This is a genomic window from Streptococcus sp. CF10-1, from assembly GCF_024295825.1.
GTDB lineage: Bacteria > Bacillota > Bacilli > Lactobacillales > Streptococcaceae > Streptococcus.
In genome coordinates, this window is sequence record NZ_JANCPQ010000002.1 from 392,538 (window position 1) to 413,676 (window position 21,139).

A 21,139-nucleotide genomic window follows, 5' to 3' on the forward strand; every position below is an offset into this window, starting at 1 on the left:
ATTTACGAAAAAAAGAAATTTTCTACACAAGATGTCCCAATATTTTGTATTAGAATATCTAAAATATAACCAAAGTGGAAATGACAGATTATGATGTATTCATAAAAATGGATCATTGGTTAATTTTATATAGGATACTTATGAGTTTCGTATCCTTTCATAAGGAGTATATAAATACAATGTTTGAGAAAGTTCATTTTATGTGATATAATATCTGTGATTATAAGATTAGAAAATGGATATCTGGATGCTTTTGCTTGATAGAGAATGTTATCAGATTATAATTAGATTAAATGAATGAAAGAACACAGAATTAGGAGGCGCGTGGTGAAAGAAAATGATGTTATTTTAAAACGGCAATCAACTCAAATATTTTTTAAGAATGGTGATACGGATTTTTTCTTTAATTGGTTGTTAGGAATCGGTGAAATTTTTGGTTTTTCTCATGGAGAGCTTTATTATCTTGCTCAAAGATTGGGGAACTCACCAAAGCCTGATGACTGGAAAAATGTATTTTTATCGCATGTAAACTACCTTGAACAAGAAGCAAGTAATTCAGGATTGAGTGAACAAACAAAGGCGCAGTATTATCTTGCACAGACCTACTCACTTCGCTCGGCAATTCAGTTTACCGATCCATTTTCTGACGAGTATTTACCGACCGTTCGTCAAATGGAGAAGGTGTTTTCTAGTGCAATTCATTCACTAGGTGCACCGATTGAAAAACTAACTATTCCCTATCAGGGTTCTTACTTGCCTGGGTATTATCTTCATAGCGGTGATAATTGTCCAACGCTAATCATGATTGGTGGAGGTGATACTTATCGCGAAGATTTATTTTACTTTGCAGGATATCCTGGATGGATACGAAATTATAATGTTTTAATGGTTGATCTTCCTGGTCAAGGGAGCAATCCTAGTAGAGGGCTGGTCTTTGATGTGGATGCTTCTATTCCAATTTCATTATGCATAGACTGGTTGGAAAATAGAAATCCTAAACTAAATTATTTAGCTATTTATGGTGTCAGCGGAGGGGGATATTTTACCGCACAAGCTGTCGAAAAGGATCCAAGAATTCATGCTTGGATTGCTAGTACCCCTATTTACGATGTTGCAGAACTTTTCAGAAAAGAATTTGGATCAAGTTTGAAAGCACCTAGTTGGTTAATAAATGCCATTTTAAAATTAGCTGGAAATTTGAATGAATCAGCAAATTTAAATCTTAAAAAGTATGCATGGCAGTTTGGTACTTCTGATTTTAAGAGTGCTATTGATGATGTATTTAACCATGCAAAGATTGTGGATTATCAAAAAATTCAATGCCCGTGCCTTTTTATCATGGGAAAGGGTGAGGGTGCTGAACTGCAGCATCAAACTAAGGTAATTTATGAAGCACTTAAATCTAAAAATCAACAAACTAAACTTCAAGTATTTGAGGCGGAAAGTGGTGCGGACGCTCATTGCCAAGTCAATAATCTAAGACTCGCCCATAATGTCGTTTTTGATTGGTTGGATACTTTATTTGAATGGAATCAATCAAAGTTTTAGTTCTACTTATACCACTTAGATATATCTACCTTTTTTACTGTTAGGGGCTACAAACTTATTTTACTTTAAGTAGCAAATTGGATAAATTCTCTACTGTTGATGGTAAGAGTAGGTTTTAGAATTTCAGTATTTAGTATTTGATGAAGTCTTTTCAAATAATAGATTTACCGAGTTATATTAATTATAGTTAAATAGTATTATTTCATTATTTACTAGGATTGTCCTCTGATTGGTATTAAGGGAAAATAGCTTTGAAAATTGAATTTTGATGATGACATTCTTTGAACAATTAGTGTTTAGATATGCTATTTAGTTACTAGAGTGCTCATTTAATAGAAAAAGAAGTAATTTCATTTTCAGTAAAAGTCCATAAAATACTTGAAAAATTATCTAGAAGGTGATATAATACAGTCTTGTAAGGGTTATCACATATAATCCAAATAAGAAACAATTAAAGGAGAGTCGAACTATGGCTTCTAAAGATTTCCACGTAGTGGCAGAAACAGGTATCCACGCACGTCCAGCAACATTGTTGGTTCAAACAGCTAGCAAATTTGCTTCAGATATCACTCTTGAGTACAAAGGTAAATCAGTAAACCTTAAATCAATCATGGGTGTTATGAGTCTTGGTGTTGGCCAAGGTGCTGATGTTACAATTTCAGCTGAAGGTGCAGATGCTGACGATGCAATCGCTGCAATCACTGAAACTATGGAAAAAGAAGGATTGGCATAAGGAAAATGACAGAAATGCTTAAAGGAATCGCAGCATCAGACGGTGTTGCAGTTGCAAAAGCATATCTACTCGTTCAACCGGATTTGTCATTTGAGACTGTTACAGTCGAAGATACAAACGCAGAAGAAGCTCGCCTTGATGCCGCTCTAAAAGCATCACAAGACGAGCTTTCTGTTATTCGTGAGAAAGCAGTAGGTACGCTCGGTGAAGAAGCTGCTCAAGTTTTTGACGCTCACTTAATGGTTCTTGCTGACCCAGAAATGATCAGCCAAATCAAGGAAACAATCCGTGCGAAGAAAGTGAATGCAGAAGCAGGTCTGAAAGAAGTGACAGACATGTTTATCACTATCTTTGAAGGTATGGAAGACAACCCATACATGCAAGAACGTGCAGCGGATATCCGTGACGTGACAAAACGTGTATTGGCAAATCTCCTTGGTAAGAAATTGCCAAACCCAGCTTCTATCAATGAAGAAGTGATCGTGATTGCGCATGACTTGACTCCTTCAGATACAGCTCAATTGGACAAAAACTTTGTAAAAGCTTTTGTAACCAACATTGGTGGACGTACAAGCCACTCAGCTATCATGGCGCGTACACTTGAAATCGCAGCAGTATTGGGTACAAACAACATCACTGAAATTGTTAAAGATGGTGACATTCTTGCCGTTAACGGTATCACAGGTGAAGTGATTATCAACCCAACTGATGAGCAAGCGGCAGAATTCAAGGCTGCTGGTGAAGCTTATGCGAAGCAAAAAGCTGAATGGGCACTTTTGAAAGATGCTCAAACAGTGACTGCTGATGGTAAACACTTTGAATTGGCTGCTAATATCGGTACTCCAAAAGACGTTGAAGGTGTCAATGCCAACGGTGCCGAAGCTGTTGGTCTTTACCGTACAGAGTTCTTGTACATGGATTCTCAAGACTTCCCAACAGAAGACGAGCAGTATGAAGCTTACAAGGCTGTACTTGAAGGAATGAATGGTAAACCTGTTGTCGTTCGTACAATGGATATCGGTGGAGATAAGGAACTTCCTTACTTCGATATGCCTCATGAAATGAACCCATTCCTTGGATTCCGTGCCCTTCGTATCTCTATTTCTGAAACTGGAGATGCTATGTTCCGCACACAAATCCGTGCTCTTCTTCGTGCGTCTGTACACGGTCAATTGCGTATCATGTTCCCAATGGTTGCGCTCTTGAAAGAATTCCGTGCAGCGAAAGCAGTCTTTGACGAAGAAAAAGCAAACCTTCTTGCTGAAGGTGTTGCAGTTGCGGATAATATCCAAGTTGGTATCATGATCGAAATCCCAGCAGCAGCAATGCTTGCAGACCAATTTGCAAAAGAAGTTGACTTCTTCTCAATTGGTACAAACGACTTGATCCAATACACAATGGCAGCAGACCGTATGAACGAGCAAGTTTCATACCTTTACCAACCATACAACCCATCAATACTTCGTTTGATTAACAATGTTATCAAAGCAGCTCACGCTGAAGGTAAATGGGCAGGTATGTGTGGTGAGATGGCTGGTGACCAAAAGGCTGTTCCACTTCTTGTCGGAATGGGCTTGGATGAGTTCTCTATGTCAGCAACATCTGTACTTCGTACACGTAGCTTGATGAAGAAATTGGATACAGCTAAGATGGAAGAGTACGCAAACCGTGCCCTTACAGAATGCTCAACAATGGAAGAAGTTCTTGAACTTCAAAAAGAATACGTTGACTTTGATTAATTGAAAGGTCCTTGCAACTCAGTTGCAGGGATTTTTTGTTTTAAAAATTTGGTGATTGATTTTCAATATAGGATTCTCAAATCAGACTGTTCAGATAGAAGATAGTGTAGAAAACAAAAAAATCATTAACTGGTTCATAAAATTCTTGACAAGTTCCAAATTTAGGAGTAAACTATTAACCAGTTAACTTTTAGAGAGGAGTTTCTGCAATTTAGAAATGAATTGCAACTAGAAATATCAAAAAGAAAGTGAGTTTCAATGAAAATTAATAAAAAATACCTAGCTGGTTCTGCGGCGGCTTTAATTTTAAGTGTCTGTTCTTATGAGTTGGGACTGTATCAAGCCAGAACGGTCAAGGAAAATAATCGTGTTTCCTATATAGATGGAAAACAAGCGGCACAAAAAGCGGAGAATCTGACTCCTGATGAAGTCAGCAAGAAAGAAGGCATCAATGCCGAGCAAATCGTCATCAAGATAACAGACCAAGGCTATGTCACTTCACATGGAGACCACTATCATTATTACAATGGTAAGGTTCCTTATGATGCTATCATCAGTGAAGAGTTGCTGATGAAGGATCCAAACTACCAGCTAAAGGACGAGGATATTATCAGTGAAATCAAGGGTGGTTATGTTATCAAGGTAGATGGAAAATACTATGTTTACCTTAAGGATGTAGCCCATGCCGATAATGTCCGTACGAAAGAAGAAATTAATCGACAAAAACAAGAGCATAGTCAGCAGCGTGAAGGTGGGACTCCAAGAAATGATGGTGCGGTAGCCTTGGCACGTTCACAGGGACGCTACACCACAGATGATGGTTATATCTTTAATGCTTCTGATATCATTGAAGATACTGGTGATGCTTATATCGTTCCTCATGGCAACCATTACCATTACATTCCTAAGAGTGAGTTATCAGCCAGAGAATTGGCTGCTGCAGAAGCCTTCCTATCTGGTAGAAGTGGTCAATCAAATAAGCCTACTTATCGCCGTACCAATAACAACAGTACCAGTAGCGATGTAGATAGATGGATCCCATCCTATAATAATCAAGGCAGTGGCTATACGAACATGAACACAGCTAACAACAGTAGCGACGATAGTCAAGCAAGTCAAAGTGATGACATTGATAGTCTTTTGAAACAGCTCTACAAACTGCCTCTGAGCCAACGACACGTAGAATCTGATGGCCTTGTCTTCGACCCAGCACAGATTACAAGTCGAACAGCTAGAGGAGTTGCTGTGCCTCATGGTAACCATTACCACTTTATCCCTTATGAACAAATGTCTGAATTGGAAGAACGAATTGCTCGTACTATTCCCCTTCGTTATCGTTCAAACCATTGGGTACCAGATTCAAGACCAGAAGAACCAAGTCCACAACCGACTCCGGAACCTAGTCCAAGCCCGCAACCTGCACCAAATCCTCAACCATCTCCAAGCAATCCAATTGACGAAAAATTAGTTAAACAGGTGATTCGAAAAGTAGCTGATGGCTATGTATTTGAGGAGAATGGAATCTCACGTTATATTCCTGCCAAGAAGCTTTCAGCAGAAACTGCTGCGGCCGTTGATAGTAAACTAGACAAGCAAGAAAGTTTGTCTCATAAGCTCGGAGCTAAGAAAACCAACCTCCCATCTGGTGATCAAGGATTTTACAATAAGGCTTATGATTTACTAGCAAGAGTTCATCAAGACTTACTTGATAATAAAGGGCGTCAAGCTGAATTTGATGCTTTGGATAAACTGTTGGAACGTCTCAATGATGCCTCAAGTGATAAAATCAAGTTGGTGGATGATATTCTTACCTTCCTAGCACCGATTCGTCATCCAGAACGTTTAGGAAAACCAAATGCGCAAATTGCTTATACTGATGATGAGATTCAAGTAGCCAAGTTGGCAGGCAAGTACACAACGGAAGATGGTTATATCTTTGATCCCCGTGATATCACCAGTGATGAGGGGGATGCCTATGTAACTCCACATATGACCCATAGTCATTGGATTAAGAAAGATAGTTTGTCTGAAGCCGAAAGAGCGGCAGCCCAGGATTATGCTAAAGAGAAAGGTTTGACCCCTCCTTCGACAGACCATCAGGATTCAGGAAATACGGAAGCTAAAGGAGCAGAAGCAATCTACAATCGAGTGAAAGCAGCTAAGAAGGTGCCACTTGATCGTATGCCTTACAATCTCCAACATACTGTGGAAGTCAAAAACGGAAGCTTGATTATACCTCATTATGACCATTACCATAACATCAAATTTGAGTGGTTTGACGAAGGTCTTTATGAGGCTCCTAAGGGGTATAGTCTAGAAGATCTCTTTGCGACTGTCAAGTACTATGTCGAACATCCAAACGAACGTCCGCATTCAGATAGTGGTTGGGGAAATGCAAGTGACCATGTTCAAAGAAACCAAAATGGTCAAGCTGATAACAATCAAACGGAAAATCCATCAGAGGAGAAACCTCGGACAGACAAACCTGAGGAAGAAAAGCCACGCGAAGAGAAGCCGCAGAGTGAGAAACCAGAGTCTCCAAAACCAACTGAGGAGCCAGAAGAAGAATCACCAGAGGAACCAGAAGAACCTCAGGTCGAGACTGAAAAGGTTGAAGCGAAGTTGAGAGAGGCTGAAGAGCTACTTGCAAAAATCCAAGACCCCATCGTCAAGTCTAACGCTAACGAAACTCTTACTGGATTAAAGAATAACCTATTGTTTGGCGCTCAGGACAACAATACTATTATGGCAGAAGCTGAAAAACTATTGGCTTTATTAAAGGAGAGTAAGTAAAGGTAGCAGCATTTTCTAACTCCTAAAAACAGAATAGGAGAACGGGAAAACGAAAAATGAGAGCAGAATGTGAGTTCTAGTTCTCATTTTTTTCATGAAAATGTGCAAAATATCTTGACATATAGTGTAAATAAAGATAAACTATTTACTAGTTAATTAAACGGTTAAATACTAGTTAAGGAGTAATGATGAAAAAAAGAACATTTCTATTATTAGTGGCAAGTCTGCTGGTTCTTGTATTAGGAGCATGTAGCCAAAAAGAAAAACAAGAAGCAAAAGGAATGAAGATTGTAACAAGTTTTTATCCAATCTATGCCATGGTCAAAGAGGTATCGGGGGACTTGAATGATGTACGGATGATTCAGTCTAGTAGTGGAATTCACTCCTTTGAACCTTCAGCAAATGACATTGCTGCTATCTATGACGCGGATGTCTTTGTCTACCATTCTCATACGCTCGAATCTTGGGCGGGAAGTTTGGATCCAAACTTAAAAAACTCAAAAGTTAAGGTTTTAGAAGCGTCTGAAGGGATGACCTTGGAGCGTGTACCTGGCTTAGAAGATGTAGAAGCTGGTGAAGGCATCGATGAAAAAACACTCTATGATCCACATACTTGGTTAGATCCAGAAAAAGCAGGTGAAGAAGCTCAGATTATCGCTGACAAACTTTCGGAGATTGATAGTGCCAATAAGGAAACGTATCAAAAAAATGCTAAAAACTTTATCGCTAAAGCCCAAGAATTGACTAAGAAGTACCAGCCTATTTTTGAAAAAGCGAGTCAAAAGACCTTTGTTACACAACACACAGCCTTTTCTTACCTTGCTAATCGGTTTGGCTTGAAACAACTTGGTATAGCAGGGATTTCCCCTGAACAAGAGCCAAGTCCGAGACAACTAACAGAAATTCAGGAATTTGTTAAGACCTATAAGGTTAAAACCATCTTTACTGAGAGCAACGCTTCTTCTAAAGTCGCTGAGACCTTGGTTAAATCAACGGGAGTTAGTCTAAAGACACTCAATCCTTTGGAAGCAGATCCTGAAAATGATAAAACTTACTTAGAAAATCTAGAAGAAAATATGAATGTTCTTGCAGAAGAATTAAAATAAGGAGATGATGAAAATGAATAAGAAATACCTTGTGGCAGGATCGGCTCTTGTCCTTTCCCTAAGCCTTTGCATCTATGCATTGAACCAACACCAGGTAGAAGAAAACAAAGATAATAACCGTGTGTCTTATGTCGATGGGAAGCAAGACTCTCAAAAAACAGAGACCCAAACACCAGATCAAGTTAGCAAAAAAGAAGACATTCAGGCTGAACAAATTGTTGTGAAAATTACCGATCAAGGTTATGTGACTTCACACGGTGATCATTTCCATTATTACAATGGTAAAGTTCCTTTTGACGCGATTTTCAGCGAAGAACTGTTGATGAAAGATGCCAATTATCAACTGAAAGACGCTGATATTGTCAACGAAATCAAAGGTGGTTACATTATCAAGGTGGATGGCAAGTATTATGTCTACCTTAAAGATGCGGCACATGCTGATAATATTCGTACGAAGGACGAAATTGAGCGCCAAAAACAAGGTCATACTCATGATGCACCAACTTCTAACAGTGCAGTGGCGCTTGCTCAATCTCAAGGTCGTTATACTACCGATGATGGCTACATCTTTAATCCATCTGATATTATAGAAGATACTGGTGATGCTTATATCGTACCTCACGGCGGACATTACCACTATATTCCTAAGAGTTCCTTGTCTGCTAGCGAATTGGCTGCTGCCCAAGCCTACCTTTCTGGAACTAGAAAACAAGCAAGTGTGACTGACTATCGTCAGAGTCCAAACACAACTAGTCAAATTAGCAATCCGAGTCAAGAAGCTGAAAGACCAAGTAATTCAGAAGAGAGCTTACAGAGTCTGTTGCAGCAACTCTATGCTCTTCCAAGGAGTCAACGTTATGCTGAATCAGATGGCTTGATTTTTGATCCTGCTAAGATTTCAAGTAGAACGCCGAGTGGCGTGGCGATTCCTCACGGAAATCACTATCATTTCATCCCATATACAAAACTTTCTGCCTTGGAAGAAAAGATTGCGCGTATGATTCCTTTATCTAGCGACAGTGGGAAGCCAACACCTTTGGAAAATCCAAGCAAACCAGCAGAACATCCAGCTCAACCAGATCATCCTCATGACCAAGATGGTAACCATGGAAGTCAGGATATCAACCATGAAGATCATGACCATGATGGAGAGGATCATGACCATCACCACGGTGAAGAACATGATCATGGTTTTGCAGCTGACCGTGTTATTAGTGAAGATGAGCAAGGGTTTGTAGTTTCTCATGGAGATCACGCTCATTATTTCTTTAAGAAGGACTTGACTGCAGCCCAAATCAAAGCTGCCCAAGATCACTTGAAAGAAAATCATCAGTCGCAGCACGTTCAACCACTTGCAAAGACTGTGGAAAGTTTCTCAAGAGATGCTAGCGATGAAGAAAAAATCAAGTATATCTCACAGACCTACGGAGTACCGCTCGAAGCGATTCGCATTTCAAATGGATTCTTTGTCTTTGGAAATCCGGATCAAGCCTATGATCCAACCCATATCCATCCCTATGCTGTTCGAAAAGAACATGTTCGTATTCCTCTCCAAACTGGAAATCCAGAACTGGATTTCCTAAATGAACTGTATACGACTGCCCTACGTGATGGGGTGTCTCCTTATAGTTTACAAGTAGAAAGTGGTAGTTTTGTGATTCCTCACGGAGACCACAATCACTACATCAAGGTTCAAACTAAGGGATATGAAGTAGCTTTGAAAAACAAGATTCCAGCCCTACAATCGACCTATCAACCTGGAGCATTTGATGAACAAACAGTTCTATCTAAGGTGGATCAACTTTTAGCAGATAGCAGAAGTCTCTACAAAGACCAGCCAATCATGCAGAGACGTGTTGAACTTGCTTTGGGGCAGTTCACCGAAAATATGAAAAAACTGGCAACAAACTCAACTGCTGGATACCTAGCAGCCTTGGATCTCTTCGATAAACAATACATCCATGTGGATCAAAGCGTGGCACCGGTTGAAACTTCACCTTTAGATAAGAAGTACCAAGCCCTTGTAGATAAGATCAATACACTGGATACAGACACTTATGGCTTGCCTAAGAAAGATCTTTTGGTACATTTGCAGGAAGCAAAACTAGCACAGGATGAGGCAGAGTTGGCTGCCATTGAAGCAAAACTGCAAGCCTTGCAAGATTTCCGAGATCGGACAGGGGTTACAACAGTAGAGTACATCAAGTATTTCTATGAACATGTATCTGATGGTCGTTTGAGAGAAGAACTTCGGAACCGTGTTGCCAAGTTGACATGGGAACTTTACCAGTCACAATCTTTCCTCAAAGCAACCGACTTGAACAAGTTATTCCCAACTATTTACCAAACTAAGCTAGAAGTAGAAGAAGCTCTCAAAGAAGAACCCGTATCTACAAAAGCTGGTAAGACTATTCTAGATACGGAAAAAGTAGATAGTCAAACTGCTAAGACAGCCATCTATGAATTCCTAAAAGAACTCTACGGTGATTTTATGCCAGAAGAGCGGGTTAGCAATGTTAAGAAGGAAGAAGTGGATGCTCTCCTAAGTAAAGCTGCCCAACTCCTAGCACGTGTCAAAGAAGATGGTGTCAAACAATCCCTAGCTGAAGAAGCAGCTAATATCAAAGCGGCCACTGAAAAGGAAAATGCAGACCTTGACGAAGCTAAAACACAACTTGAGGATCTTTTAAATCGTATTGCAGCGACTATCCAACGAGAGAAAAAAGAAGCAGAACAAGATCCACAAACCGTGATTATATACCAAAAACTCTATAATGTCTTGCTCTCTCTTCACAAGTACTTAGAGGATAACAAAGGATCCGATGCTGACTTTGAACGTGTTGATGCCCTATTTGATCAACTTGCAGCCAAAAGCAGCGACAAAGAAGGTCTCCTCACTCTAGCTAAAGAAATCATTAGCTTGAACCAAGAACTCCGTTCAACAGCAAGTGAAACTGATAGCCAATCTAAGTCTGAGAAAGACAGTGAAACAGTTGCTTCTCAACCAACAGAAAAGCAAGCGAAAAGTGAGTCTGAGCCAAGTGCTCAACCAAACGAATAAAAAGAAAGGCGAAGTAGCTGAGCTACCTCGTCTTTTTTAGTCTTTATAAGATACAATGCCAATGATAGTATCAACTGCACGTTCCATAGTCTGAAGGCTGACGTATTCAAAACGTCCATGCATGTTTTCCCCACCAGCAAAGATATTTGGAGTAGGAATTCCCATAAAGGAAATCTTAGATCCATCTGTTCCACCGCGGATTGGTTCGATAATAGGCGTGATCCCTAAATCTTCCATTACGGCTTTAGCAATGGTAACGGGTGTCATGTCTTTCTCAATGACTTCCTTCATATTGTAGTACTGGTCTGTCAGAGTTAAAGTCACGCGATCATTCCCAAGCTCTTGATTCATCTTATCAGCAATAGACTGCATAGCTGCTTTACGTGTTTCAAAGGCATCCTTTTCAAAGTCGCGAATGATGTAGCTTGCACGCGCCTCCTCGACACTACCTGATACCTCCATAAGATGATAGAAACCTTGGTAACCATCTGTTAGTTCAGGTCGGTCATTCTCTGGAAGTTGATTATGAAAATCAATTGCTAGCTGAAGGGCATTGACCATTTGACCCTTTGCAGTACCAGGGTGGACATTGCGTCCTTGAAAATGGAGTTCAGCAGCAGCAGCTGAGAAAGTTTCGTACTGAAGCTCCCCTAGTGGGCCACCATCAACAGTATAGGCAAAGTCAACGTTAAAGTCTTCAGCATCAAATTTATTAGCACCAACGCCAATTTCTTCATCTGGTCCAAAACCAACTCGAATCTCACAGTGTTTGATTTCGGGATGAGCAGTCAGATATTCAATAGCAGTCATAATCTCAGCAATCCCTGACTTGTCATCAGCACCCAGCAAGGTCGTGCCATCAGTTGTGATGAGGGTTTGGCCTGGATATTTCTCAAGACTCTTGAAGTCGGCCGGATCGAGTTTAAATCCAGAATCACCCAAGTCGATAACTCCACCATCGTAATTTTCGATGACTTGCGGATTAACTCCCTCAGCATTAAAATCAGCAGTATCCATGTGGGAGATGAAGCCAATCTTGCGTGTCAAGCTAGGATCATTAGCTGGTAAGCTACCAATAGCAAAACCATTTGGAAGGTAGTAGACGTTTTGCAGACTGACACGTTTCATTTCAGGAATAAGAACATTGGTCGCAAAATCTACCTGGCTTTGCGTACTTGGAGTAGAAGTAGAGTGTTCATCAGAACGCGTATTGACCTTAACGTAGGTCAAGAAACGATCTAAAAGGTTCGGATAAGTCATAAAAACTCCTTTAACAATCATAAAATAGAATGCAAACTTCGGAAAAAGCCTCATTCTGAAAATTTCATGAATTTTGAAAAAATATAATAATTCAAATTCAATAGACTTTCAAATGAAATTTTGGATATTTTAGAATAAAATATATGCATTGATATTTTATGAGATTTTTTTATTCTTTTTTCATTTTACCATAGAATAGTTTGAAAGACAAAGAAGAATCATACTCTTTTATTAATTAACATAATATAAAATTAATCATATTAATTGACACTGCGTGAACTTTATTGTACAATTATCTTGTAAATGCCCTAGATTGATATAGTAACAATATTAGTACATTCTAGTTAAGGAGAATAAAATGAACATTCGCTTCGATTTTAAGAAAGTTCAAATTATTGCGCGCCGTTTAGTTACACTGTTAGCTATTCTCTTTTTGTGTGCTCCGATAAGTCTGTTAAATGCTGATTCTACTACAGAACCTCAGACAACCCTTCATAAAACAATTACTCCGATATCGGGACAGGATGACAAGTATGAGTTGTCATTGGATATCACGTCCAAACTGGGAACAGAAACTCAAACGGATCCCTTGGATGTTGTTTTAGTAGCAGACCTCTCAGGAAGTATGAACAAGAGAGATGTTCCTTCTTCTACTGGTCGAACAATTACAAGATTGGATGCTTTAAAAAATACCCTTAAAGGAACTCGAGATCGTCAGGGATTAATTGATACCATTTTATCCAATTCAAATAATCGGTTATCCATGGTAGGTTTTGGCGGAAAGATTGATAATAAGTTTGCTGAACAAGCATGGAATTCCTACTACCGAAAATGGGAGTGGGGGTATCGGTATTGGCCGTATGAAGAGAGAACAGCATTTTATGATGGTGTGTCCCCATGGGATGATGCGGAAACAATTTTAAATTGGAATAACGATGCTAGTGGTTCAAAGACTGCAGTCAGTAATATGAGAATTGCTGGTGGTCAATCAATAGGGACTGAATCAGGAATCGGTACAGGAACCAATATTAGCGCGGGTATTCGTATTGCCAATCAATTGATAGATAGTGCAAGACCAAATGCCAAGAAGGTTGTTATTGTTCTATCAGATGGTTTTGCCAATATGTACTACAACGACAGTGGTTATACAGTTTATAACTATAATAATCAAGATGGATCAGAAACGGCACCAGATTGGTTCTGGAATAATTTAGATGTATCTATCAATAATCTCGCCTATAGTCTCGCTCCAAAACTAGCTGGCTTTTACTCTATTAAGTTTCGTTATTCAAATAATGTCGATAGTATTACCAGTTTGTAGTATTATATCAGGTACCACAATTCTTCCATTCCTAATGAAATCCTATCCGCAAACAATGAAGACCAGTTACGAGACAGTTTCAAAGATATCACTGATAAGATTCTGCCACTGGGAGTCCACCACGTGACTATCAAGGATGTTCTTTCTAAGTATGTCCAGCTATTACCAAACGGATCGTCAGAGTTTCGTGTAGTGAAAGAAAAGGCTGGTAGTAGTGAAACATTAACCGAAAATCAAGTAACTTTTGATTCCAAGACAACGTCAGAAGGATTAGTGGAAGTTACGGCTAAATTTTCTCCGAATTATTCCTTAGAAGATGGAGCTAGATATGTCCTTAAATTTACTGTTACATCTAGTCAAGATGCCTTAGATGCTATTGCTGGTGATAAGAAGATAGAGGCTGGTGATGCTGAGGGTTCTGATGTCAATAAACTCTACTCCAATAAAGGTGCCAGTGTCACCTATTCCTATGGAATAGGCACCTCTCAAACCAAGACCAAAGAATACTCTGACAACCCAACATTTAAGCCTTCAGATCCATTAACGGTACCAGTGGAAGTTGAATGGCAAGGTGTGACGGGTGCGAGAACTGTTATTACAGCTGATCAACCGAGTAATGTTGAACTGAAACTGGTTCAAAAGAACAAGAACGGAGGTTCTGACAATCAAGAATATCGAAAGACCAATGTGAATGTTAGTAAAAACGTATCTAATGAAACGAGGAACTTTGAAAAAGTTGCCAAAGGATATCAATACGATTTAATTGCACCGGACGTCCCAGCCTTTACCAAAGAAATAAAAAATGTTGGTACAGAAACTAAACCATCCTTTAAGGTAATCTATAAACAATTGCCAAGTCTGACGATTAAGAAAGTGTTGGAAGCTGAAAATAACTTGAACAAGGAGTTTAGGATTAAGGTAAAACTAACCTCTCCTGATTCTACGCCATTGAATGGAACTTTTGGTGAGATAACTGTTGTGAATGGTGAAGCGGAGATCCGTGTCGAAAAACGAAAACGTTGGAAAGGTGTTCTAAGTTATCTTCCTCGAGGAACCCACTACAAGGTTGAAGAAGAAGCCACATCAACAATTGGTTACCACGTTACATATGAGAATCAAGAGGGCGATCTGAATAAAGACGAGACCAGTACTGTCACGAACCACAAGCTTCCAAGCTTGTCCGTTACAAAAAAGGTTACGGGGGTATTTGCCAATCTATTAAAATCTTTTAAGATTACCATTAACATAAAGGATGCTCAGAATAGACCATTGAATGGTTCCTATAATGTATTGGTGAATAACAAAAGAACGATCTTGCAGTTTACTGACGGACGAGCGTCTGTTGATCTTAACAAAGACCACACGATAAAAATTTATGGGCTACCACTTGATAGCTCCTACAAAGTAGAAGAAGAATCAAACTCTTCGATTGGATATCAGGTTACTTATGAAAATAAAGAAGGCAAGCTTGATGCGGACAAGTATGCAACAGTTACAAATGATAAGAATAGTGTACCTGAGACCGGGATTGACTTCCTCAGCAGTACACTCGTGTTAGGAATAATCCTTCCTCTAGGAGGAATCTTCTTTACAATTCTACTCGGATATCTAGTGGTACATAGGAGAAAATAATGCTACTTAAAAAGAAACATAAGAAAACAGTAACAAAAGTCAATCGGGATAAGTCTCCACCGAGTGTATGGGGAGATATCCTCTACTTAGTCAGTAAGATTCTGATGGTTGGGTTTATACTGGCCACCCTTTACTTTTTTGTCTTTGGACTATTGAGATACAATGACGATGGTATGAAACCAGCCTTAAAAGATGGCGACTTGGTTCTCTACTATAGATTGGATAAGCGTTATTCGATTGGTGATCTGCTTGTCTATAGTTATAAGGGTAAGGAAAGAGTGGCGCGTGTCATTGCAACCGAAGGAAGTACGGTCGATATAAATGAAAATGGTCTCATCATCAACGGTTCTCCTCAACAAGAACAGGATATCTACAAAGAAACGCTGCTCTATAAGGAAGGGGTTACCTTCCCGATGAAAGTCCCAGCAGGACAACTCTTTGTCCTCGGGGACAATCGAACAACGGCTGTAGATAGCCGTGCTTTTGGAACCATTCCAATACAGGATACCCATGGCAAGGTGGTAACAGTCCTAAGGCGACGGGGCTTTTGATGACAATTTATGAAAAAAGAAATATAAAAATAAAAGGAATAATCATGAAAAAAACATTTTTGAAAAAATTAGTTACTGCAAGTATTGCAGCTGTAACCGCCTTGTCGGTCTTTAGAGGAGTGCCAACATTTGCGGATGATAATGATGTGGCAACTGCTAAAGCAACTGGTGAAACAAGTGCAAAAGTAGCTATTAATAAAACACTGAATATTGCTGAAGGAATTACAACACCGAAAGCGACTTTTAGGTTTACTTTTACTCCACAACCTGGAACTTCTTCAAATGATGCTCCTTATCAAATGGCTTCAAATTCGGAAAGTAATAAGGGATTCATTCCTGATCGTACGGTGACATATTCGGAAGCTGATCGATTAGCTAGTGGTCAATCAAGCATTAAAAAAGATACAGGTGACATTTTTGCTGGAGTTTCATATGATCATGCAGGCGAGTATGTTTACCTCGTAAAGGAAACAGATAAAACTTATACACCTATTAAAGATAAAAATGATCAAGATATAGATGCTGTGAAATATGATACTCGCACTTATAAAATGCATGTAATTGTCAAAAATAAAGAAAATTCAGGTACCTTTATTTCTTCTGTTTACTTTAGAGAAGAGAATAAACCTGGCGCTGCTAAAGTTGCTCCATCTTCAAATTCAAATATTTTCAAATATGATTTATTTGAGAACACATATACTAAAAATGGAGGGAAAATTGATCCAACAGATCCTAAACACCCAAATGAACCAACAAAAGATATAACAGACAATGCAAAAAAATCCTTAACTATTCTAAAAAAAGTTGACGGAGGGACTGCGGATCGTACAAAAGATTTCCAATTTGAGATAACAGTAAAATTACCCAAAACAAATGAAACGGCAGTATCTCCTGTAACACAAATTACAGTTCATTATGGTGATAAAACTGAAAATGTTGATGTTGCTAACGATAAAGTCACATTTACTAAAACTTTTACTTTGAAGCATGGTCAAGAGTTTGCCATTGCTAATCTTCCAGCAGGTTCTCGTTATACTGTAAAAGAAACCGGAAGCAAAGGATGTACCGCTACTTCTAAATATACTGAGAATGGTGAAAGTAAAACCAAATCAGATGGTACTCAAGCCCAAGATTATACAGTTGAAAATGTTCTTGTCGGTGAAAAATTGAACGAAAACACTTTTACCAATAAATTCCAAGACGTTACCCCTACTGGTCTCTTGATTGATAACCTTCCTTTCATCTTGATGATTGGTCTTGGTTTGGCTGGATTTGTTGTTTTGTCTAAAAAACGCAGACAAGCTTAAGCAAGTGGTTTGACTGATGAAAATCAAGCGTGAGAAACCAAAAAGGAGTTTGTCTAGGCGTCTGGTCCTTGCTGTAGATGCATTGATGAATCATATCTTGCTCCTCTTGGCAGCCTTAGTCTTTCTCTTTGGTTTCTACGCCCTTTGGGATGCCAATCAGGTTTATTCTCAGGCTTCATCAAGTGAGTATGAGGCTTATAGACCTGTTAGTACCAGTGAGAAGGATGAGCTTGCTAGTTTTTCTGGCTTTCACAAGCTACAGCAAGTCAATCCAGAGGTTCTCGGTTGGATCAATGTCTATGGCACCAATATCGACTATCCCTTAGTCCAAGCCAAAGACAATGAAAAATACCTGAACAAGGATTCCAAGGGAGAATTTGCAGCTACAGGGGCTATTTTCCTTGAGGCTCGAAATGAATCCAAGTTCGAAGACTTTAATACCATCATCTACGGTCACCATGTAGAAAATGGGGTTATGTTTGGAGATGTAGCAAAGTTTTCTGATAAGGAATTTTTTGACCAGCATCGCTACGGCAGTATTTACTATAATGGTGTTGAAAAAGGTCTTGAGATCTTTGAGATGCTCGAGGTAGACGCCTATGACTTTAACATCTACGATCCAGGTATTAATGGGGATGATCGGCGCCAAGAATATATCGATCACTTACTCTCGGTTGCCATCCACAAACGAGACATTACACTGGGGCCAAATGACCATATCATTCTTCTCAGTACCTGTTTCCTAGACGTAACAAATGGGAGACATATCGTAGTTGCCAAGATTACGGATACGGTTCCAAAGAACACCTTCCATACGAAAAAATCAAAACCATTTCCTTACAGCGTCTTTGATGATTCGTCGCTCGGACGATTTCTCTCATCGATTCCTTTGTGGATATGGTATATCATCTTATTTATCTTGCTCTTGCTATTGATCTTCTTGCTCATCATCCTCTACTTGATCTTGCGTCGTAGAAGAGAAGCAAAGGAAGAAGGGGAAGATACCATTACTGACTAAACTACCAATAAAAGAGAAAGGGACAGCCTCTCTTGCTCTTTTATTTTCAAGGCTAGAAAGGAGAAAGAAGGAAATATGAAAACAAGTACGAGTCGCAAAGTTATAAAGGTCATTCTATCCCTCTTTCTAGCTTTTTTCTGTCTTTTTACAGCTGATAGAGTACTTGCGAGTGACTACGATCATTATAATCCCATTGAAAAGGATGCCAGCAGTACGGGCTTTGAAACCTTGCAGCACCTCAACAAGGATGTTTGTGGTTGGATTAGCCTCGATGGGACCAAGGTAGACTATCCCCTCTTGCAGAGTCAGGACAATGTCAAATACCTTGATCGCAACGCTTTTGGCGATTATACTGTGTCAGGTTCTATATTCCTAGACTATCGTTTTAACCCCAACTTTACCGACTTTAACACCATCATTTATGGTCACTCCATGGCTTCTGGAGCTATGTTTGGTGAGATACAAAAGTTTGCTAACCAAGAGTTTTTCGAAAATCACCGTTATGGCTCTATCTATTATAACGGTCGTGAACGAGGGCTTGAGATTTTTGGGATTTTAGAAGTGGATGCTTATGACACGGAGATTTATCGAACCCTGAGTTCCAATGACGAGGAACATCAGGCATACTATCAGTATCTGTTAAGCAAAGCCAAATACAAGCGGGATGTCTCCTTGACCTCAACGGACAAGATTGTTTTGTTAAGCACCTGTTTCCTTAACATTACCAACGGACGACATATCCTCTTAGCCAAAATAACGGATGCACCAGTAAAAGCATCCCAGGATAAAAGTGGAGAAGCAGTAGGGACGCGCTATTTTGACCAAGGAATTCCAACGCATTGGATTTATATCCTTGCCTTTCTTCTCCTGATTATCGTCGTCTTACTCCTTGTCGTTATCATCCTAATCATGAGACGAGATAGAAAAACAAAAGAACAAAAAAAATAGTAGGCGGCGGAAGCGTTTACTATTTTTTTCTTTCATGATAGAATAGATAGTGAAAATAATATCATAAGGATGATAACATGAAAAGAGCCCTATTAATGATGACCTTTGGATCTCCAGAGGAGATTAGTTTTGAAGGAGTAGCAGAATTCTTTACAAATATTCGTCGTGGAGTTAGACCCCAAGACCACGAAATTCAGATCCTCTATGACAACTATGTCCGTATCGGTGGGACGCCTTTGCAGCGGATTACAAGGGAAGAAGTTGCTTTAGTAAGAGAACGTATAGGGGAGGAGTACGGTATCTACTTTGCCAACAAATTTTCTCGCCCCTTTATCCCAGACGTGATCAAGCAGATGGAAACTGATGGTGTTGAAGAATGTATTTGCTTGATTTTGGAACCTCATTATTCTTTTTACTCAGTCATGGGATATGAAAAGTTTTTGGAAAGCCAGCAGATCCGATTTTTAGTTATTAAGGACTGGTATCAACAACAGCATTTGCTGGACTTCTGGACAGATGAGATTAACAAAATTTTACGAAACCATGTGGGAGAAGAGTCTTTCAAGGTAATCTTTTCAGCCCATAGCGTCCCCGTTTTTGCCTTGGACTTTGGAGATCCTTATATCGATCAGATTTTCGATAATAGCAAGCTAATTGCTGAACAACTCGGCCTAACAGCCGACCAGTATACCAATACTTGGCAGAGCGAAAGCGATATTGGAATTCCTTGGATCAAGCCAGATGTCTTAGAATATTTACGAGAACAAAAGCAACATCCAGAGCATTATATTTTTGTCCCGATTAGCTTTATCAGTGAGCACATCGAAGTCTTGTTTGATAATGATGTGGAATGTTATGATTTGTGTCAAGAATTAGGTGTCACCTACCATCGTCCACCTATGCCCAATACGGATAGCCGTTTAATTGACGCTTTAGTTGCTACTGTACGAGACAGCGAAAACAAGGAATTTAAAGCTTTTCTCCCAGAAGAAGAAACCTTCGATGAGTTAGCGCCTTCGGCAACTACCAAGGACATCATGGAGGAGACAGACGACCTTCAGATGCCAGAATTTGTCAAAAAGCTCATTGAGAAAAAAGGCCGTGAAAATGTCAAGATGCCTTACTTAATTAAGAAAATGCTCGAAAAAGCTGGGAAGTTACCAAAAGAGTAAAGAAAAAAGGATTTAGCTTTAAGCTAAATCCTTTATCTGTTTTATTTTTTCTCAAGAAGAGCTTTGATTTCTTGAAGAACTTCAAGTTCAGTTGGAGCAGCAGGTGCTTCCTCAACCACTTCCTCTTTCTTACGAAGGTTTTGAGCTTTTTCAATACCTTTGATAACGAAGAAGAGAACTGTACCCACAACAAGGAAGTTGATAACAGCGCTCAAGAATTTACCATATGTAACACCATTCCATGCAAGCTCAGCGATGTTTTGTACTTTCGCAGCTTCCAAAGCTGGGTTCAATAGAAGTGGAGTGATGATATCATTAACAAATGAAGTAACGATAGCACCAAAAGCAGAGGCAATGATCACACCGACAGCAAGGTCAACGACATTACCACGAAGCAAGAATTCTTTAAGATCCTTTAACATTTTCATAAATTCCTTTCCTAATTTTCTAATTTATTATATCCTAAATTGTGACAAAAAGCAACTTGAACGCTTAAAGTGGTCAGTTTCCCCTTTTAAAAATATAGATTTTACTGAAAATATAGTTTAAAATGATGATCAAAATTTGTGCTAGAATAGTTTCAACAGTATTAACCCTATCTATATTCTGTTCGACAAATTGTCCAATAATATCAGGAAAGGTTGTAACAAAGATATAAGTTAAAAGAACGTCAAGACCAAGAGTAGAGAGGCGAGCTAAGAAAAACTTAGCCAGGCGGGTTGGCCAGTTCCTTCTCTCTTGTTTAAAGACGATTGTATCATTTGTGAGAAAGGCAAAGAGAATCCCGATAAGATTAGCGAGTGCAGTAGCTAGGATTTCCTGGTGGCTGATATGGTAAATAACCAAACGTGATGAAATAGAAACTAGGGTAGTAGCACCACCAAAAAATAGGTAGGAGAAAATCTCGTTATCAAAGAAAGCTTTTATTAGTTTTTTCATGATTTTAGTAT

At 39.2% G+C, this 21,139-nt stretch carries 14 protein-coding genes and 1 pseudogene; 12 read left to right on the plus strand and 3 right to left on the minus strand.

Translation table 11 applies throughout. The annotated features are described in order from the left end of the window. Positions 1-327: 327 nt before the first annotated feature. From NMM25_RS04345 to NMM25_RS04370, 6 genes are all read left to right on the plus strand, one after another. Positions 328-1,548, plus strand: a complete 1,221-nt coding sequence (locus tag NMM25_RS04345; protein ID WP_084854182.1) for a S9 family peptidase — start codon at positions 328-330, stop codon at positions 1,546-1,548. A gap of 469 nt (positions 1,549-2,017) precedes the next feature. Further along, positions 2,018-2,281, plus strand: coding sequence for a phosphocarrier protein HPr (locus NMM25_RS04350; RefSeq protein WP_000146948.1), 264 nt, complete (start codon positions 2,018-2,020; stop codon positions 2,279-2,281). 5 nt (positions 2,282-2,286) lie between these two features. Beyond that, positions 2,287-4,020: a phosphoenolpyruvate--protein phosphotransferase gene (gene ptsP / locus NMM25_RS04355; RefSeq protein ID WP_007519770.1), complete on the plus strand. Its 1,734-nt coding sequence runs from the start codon at positions 2,287-2,289 to the stop codon at positions 4,018-4,020. 258 nt (positions 4,021-4,278) lie between these two features. Continuing rightward, entirely contained in the window at positions 4,279-6,813 is a 2,535-nt protein-coding gene (locus tag NMM25_RS04360) for a pneumococcal-type histidine triad protein (RefSeq protein WP_254736067.1), read from the plus strand. Positions 6,814-7,001: 188 nt separating this feature from the next. Beyond that, the gene (locus tag NMM25_RS04365; protein ID WP_254736068.1) at positions 7,002-7,919 is read left to right on the plus strand and encodes a metal ABC transporter solute-binding protein, Zn/Mn family; all 918 of its coding nucleotides are present in this window, start codon (positions 7,002-7,004) and stop codon (positions 7,917-7,919) included. A 13-nt stretch (positions 7,920-7,932) separates the two neighbouring features. Further along, positions 7,933-10,980 carry a pneumococcal-type histidine triad protein gene (locus NMM25_RS04370; RefSeq protein ID WP_302898127.1) on the plus strand — a complete coding sequence of 1,016 codons (3,048 nt, stop codon included), beginning with the start codon at positions 7,933-7,935 and terminating at the stop codon, positions 10,978-10,980. Between the two features lie 36 nt (positions 10,981-11,016). On the opposite strand, the gene pepT is transcribed toward NMM25_RS04370, so the two are convergent. After that, positions 11,017-12,240: a peptidase T gene (gene pepT / locus NMM25_RS04375; RefSeq protein ID WP_254736070.1), complete on the minus strand. Its 1,224-nt coding sequence runs from the start codon at positions 12,238-12,240 to the stop codon at positions 11,017-11,019. 358 nt (positions 12,241-12,598) lie between these two features. Between pepT and pitA the strand changes: the two are divergent. The 6 genes and pseudogenes from pitA (at position 12,599) to hemH (ending at position 20,189) form a co-directional block, all read left to right on the plus strand. Beyond that, a pseudogene (gene pitA, locus NMM25_RS04380) lies at positions 12,599-15,193 on the plus strand (PI-2 pilus tip adhesin PitA). Then, positions 15,193-15,744, plus strand: coding sequence for a PI-2 pilus system signal peptidase SipA (gene sipA / locus NMM25_RS04385; protein ID WP_254736071.1), 552 nt, complete (start codon positions 15,193-15,195; stop codon positions 15,742-15,744). The pseudogene pitA and the gene sipA overlap by 1 nt, the downstream one beginning before the upstream one ends. Further along, complete coding sequence (locus NMM25_RS04390) at positions 15,744-17,051, plus strand: DUF5979 domain-containing protein (RefSeq protein ID WP_302898128.1); 1,308 nt, start codon at positions 15,744-15,746, stop codon at positions 17,049-17,051. Before sipA ends, NMM25_RS04390 begins: the two co-directional genes overlap by 1 nt. A 16-nt stretch (positions 17,052-17,067) precedes the next feature. Further along, positions 17,068-18,069: a class B sortase gene (srtB, locus tag NMM25_RS04395; protein ID WP_242745430.1), complete on the plus strand. Its 1,002-nt coding sequence runs from the start codon at positions 17,068-17,070 to the stop codon at positions 18,067-18,069. A gap of 75 nt (positions 18,070-18,144) precedes the next feature. Next, a complete protein-coding gene (gene srtB / locus NMM25_RS04400) occupies positions 18,145-19,017 on the plus strand; it encodes a class B sortase (protein WP_254736072.1) in 873 nt (290 codons plus the stop codon). A gap of 77 nt (positions 19,018-19,094) precedes the next feature. Next, a complete protein-coding gene (gene hemH, locus NMM25_RS04405; RefSeq protein ID WP_254736073.1) occupies positions 19,095-20,189 on the plus strand; it encodes a ferrochelatase in 1,095 nt (364 codons plus the stop codon). Positions 20,190-20,230: 41 nt separating this feature from the next. Here hemH and mscL read toward each other — a convergent pair whose 3' ends face one another. Continuing rightward, complete coding sequence (gene mscL / locus NMM25_RS04410; RefSeq protein WP_000910207.1) at positions 20,231-20,611, minus strand: large conductance mechanosensitive channel protein MscL; 381 nt, start codon at positions 20,609-20,611, stop codon at positions 20,231-20,233. A gap of 79 nt (positions 20,612-20,690) precedes the next feature. After that, complete coding sequence (locus NMM25_RS04415) at positions 20,691-21,128, minus strand: GtrA family protein (RefSeq protein ID WP_254736074.1); 438 nt, start codon at positions 21,126-21,128, stop codon at positions 20,691-20,693. Positions 21,129-21,139 lie beyond the last annotated feature (11 nt).

What these genes read in the sequence shown, in the direction of transcription:
- NMM25_RS04350 (WP_000146948.1), top strand. Translation starts at nt 2,018, where the DNA reads ATGGCTTCTAAAGATTTCCACGTAGTGGCAGAAACAGGTATCCACGCA.
- ptsP (WP_007519770.1), top strand. Translation starts at nt 2,287, where the DNA reads ATGACAGAAATGCTTAAAGGAATCGCAGCATCAGACGGTGTTGCAGTT.
- NMM25_RS04360 (WP_254736067.1), top strand. Translation starts at nt 4,279, where the DNA reads ATGAAAATTAATAAAAAATACCTAGCTGGTTCTGCGGCGGCTTTAATT.
- NMM25_RS04365 (WP_254736068.1), top strand. Translation starts at nt 7,002, where the DNA reads ATGAAAAAAAGAACATTTCTATTATTAGTGGCAAGTCTGCTGGTTCTT.
- NMM25_RS04370 (WP_302898127.1), top strand. Translation starts at nt 7,933, where the DNA reads ATGAATAAGAAATACCTTGTGGCAGGATCGGCTCTTGTCCTTTCCCTA.
- pepT (WP_254736070.1), bottom strand. Translation starts at nt 12,240, where the DNA reads ATGACTTATCCGAACCTTTTAGATCGTTTCTTGACCTACGTTAAGGTC.
- sipA (WP_254736071.1), top strand. Translation starts at nt 15,193, where the DNA reads ATGCTACTTAAAAAGAAACATAAGAAAACAGTAACAAAAGTCAATCGG.
- NMM25_RS04390 (WP_302898128.1), top strand. Translation starts at nt 15,744, where the DNA reads ATGACAATTTATGAAAAAAGAAATATAAAAATAAAAGGAATAATCATG.
- srtB (WP_242745430.1), top strand. Translation starts at nt 17,068, where the DNA reads ATGAAAATCAAGCGTGAGAAACCAAAAAGGAGTTTGTCTAGGCGTCTG.
- srtB (WP_254736072.1), top strand. Translation starts at nt 18,145, where the DNA reads ATGAAAACAAGTACGAGTCGCAAAGTTATAAAGGTCATTCTATCCCTC.
- hemH (WP_254736073.1), top strand. Translation starts at nt 19,095, where the DNA reads ATGAAAAGAGCCCTATTAATGATGACCTTTGGATCTCCAGAGGAGATT.
- mscL (WP_000910207.1), bottom strand. Translation starts at nt 20,611, where the DNA reads ATGTTAAAGGATCTTAAAGAATTCTTGCTTCGTGGTAATGTCGTTGAC.
- NMM25_RS04415 (WP_254736074.1), bottom strand. Translation starts at nt 21,128, where the DNA reads ATGAAAAAACTAATAAAAGCTTTCTTTGATAACGAGATTTTCTCCTAC.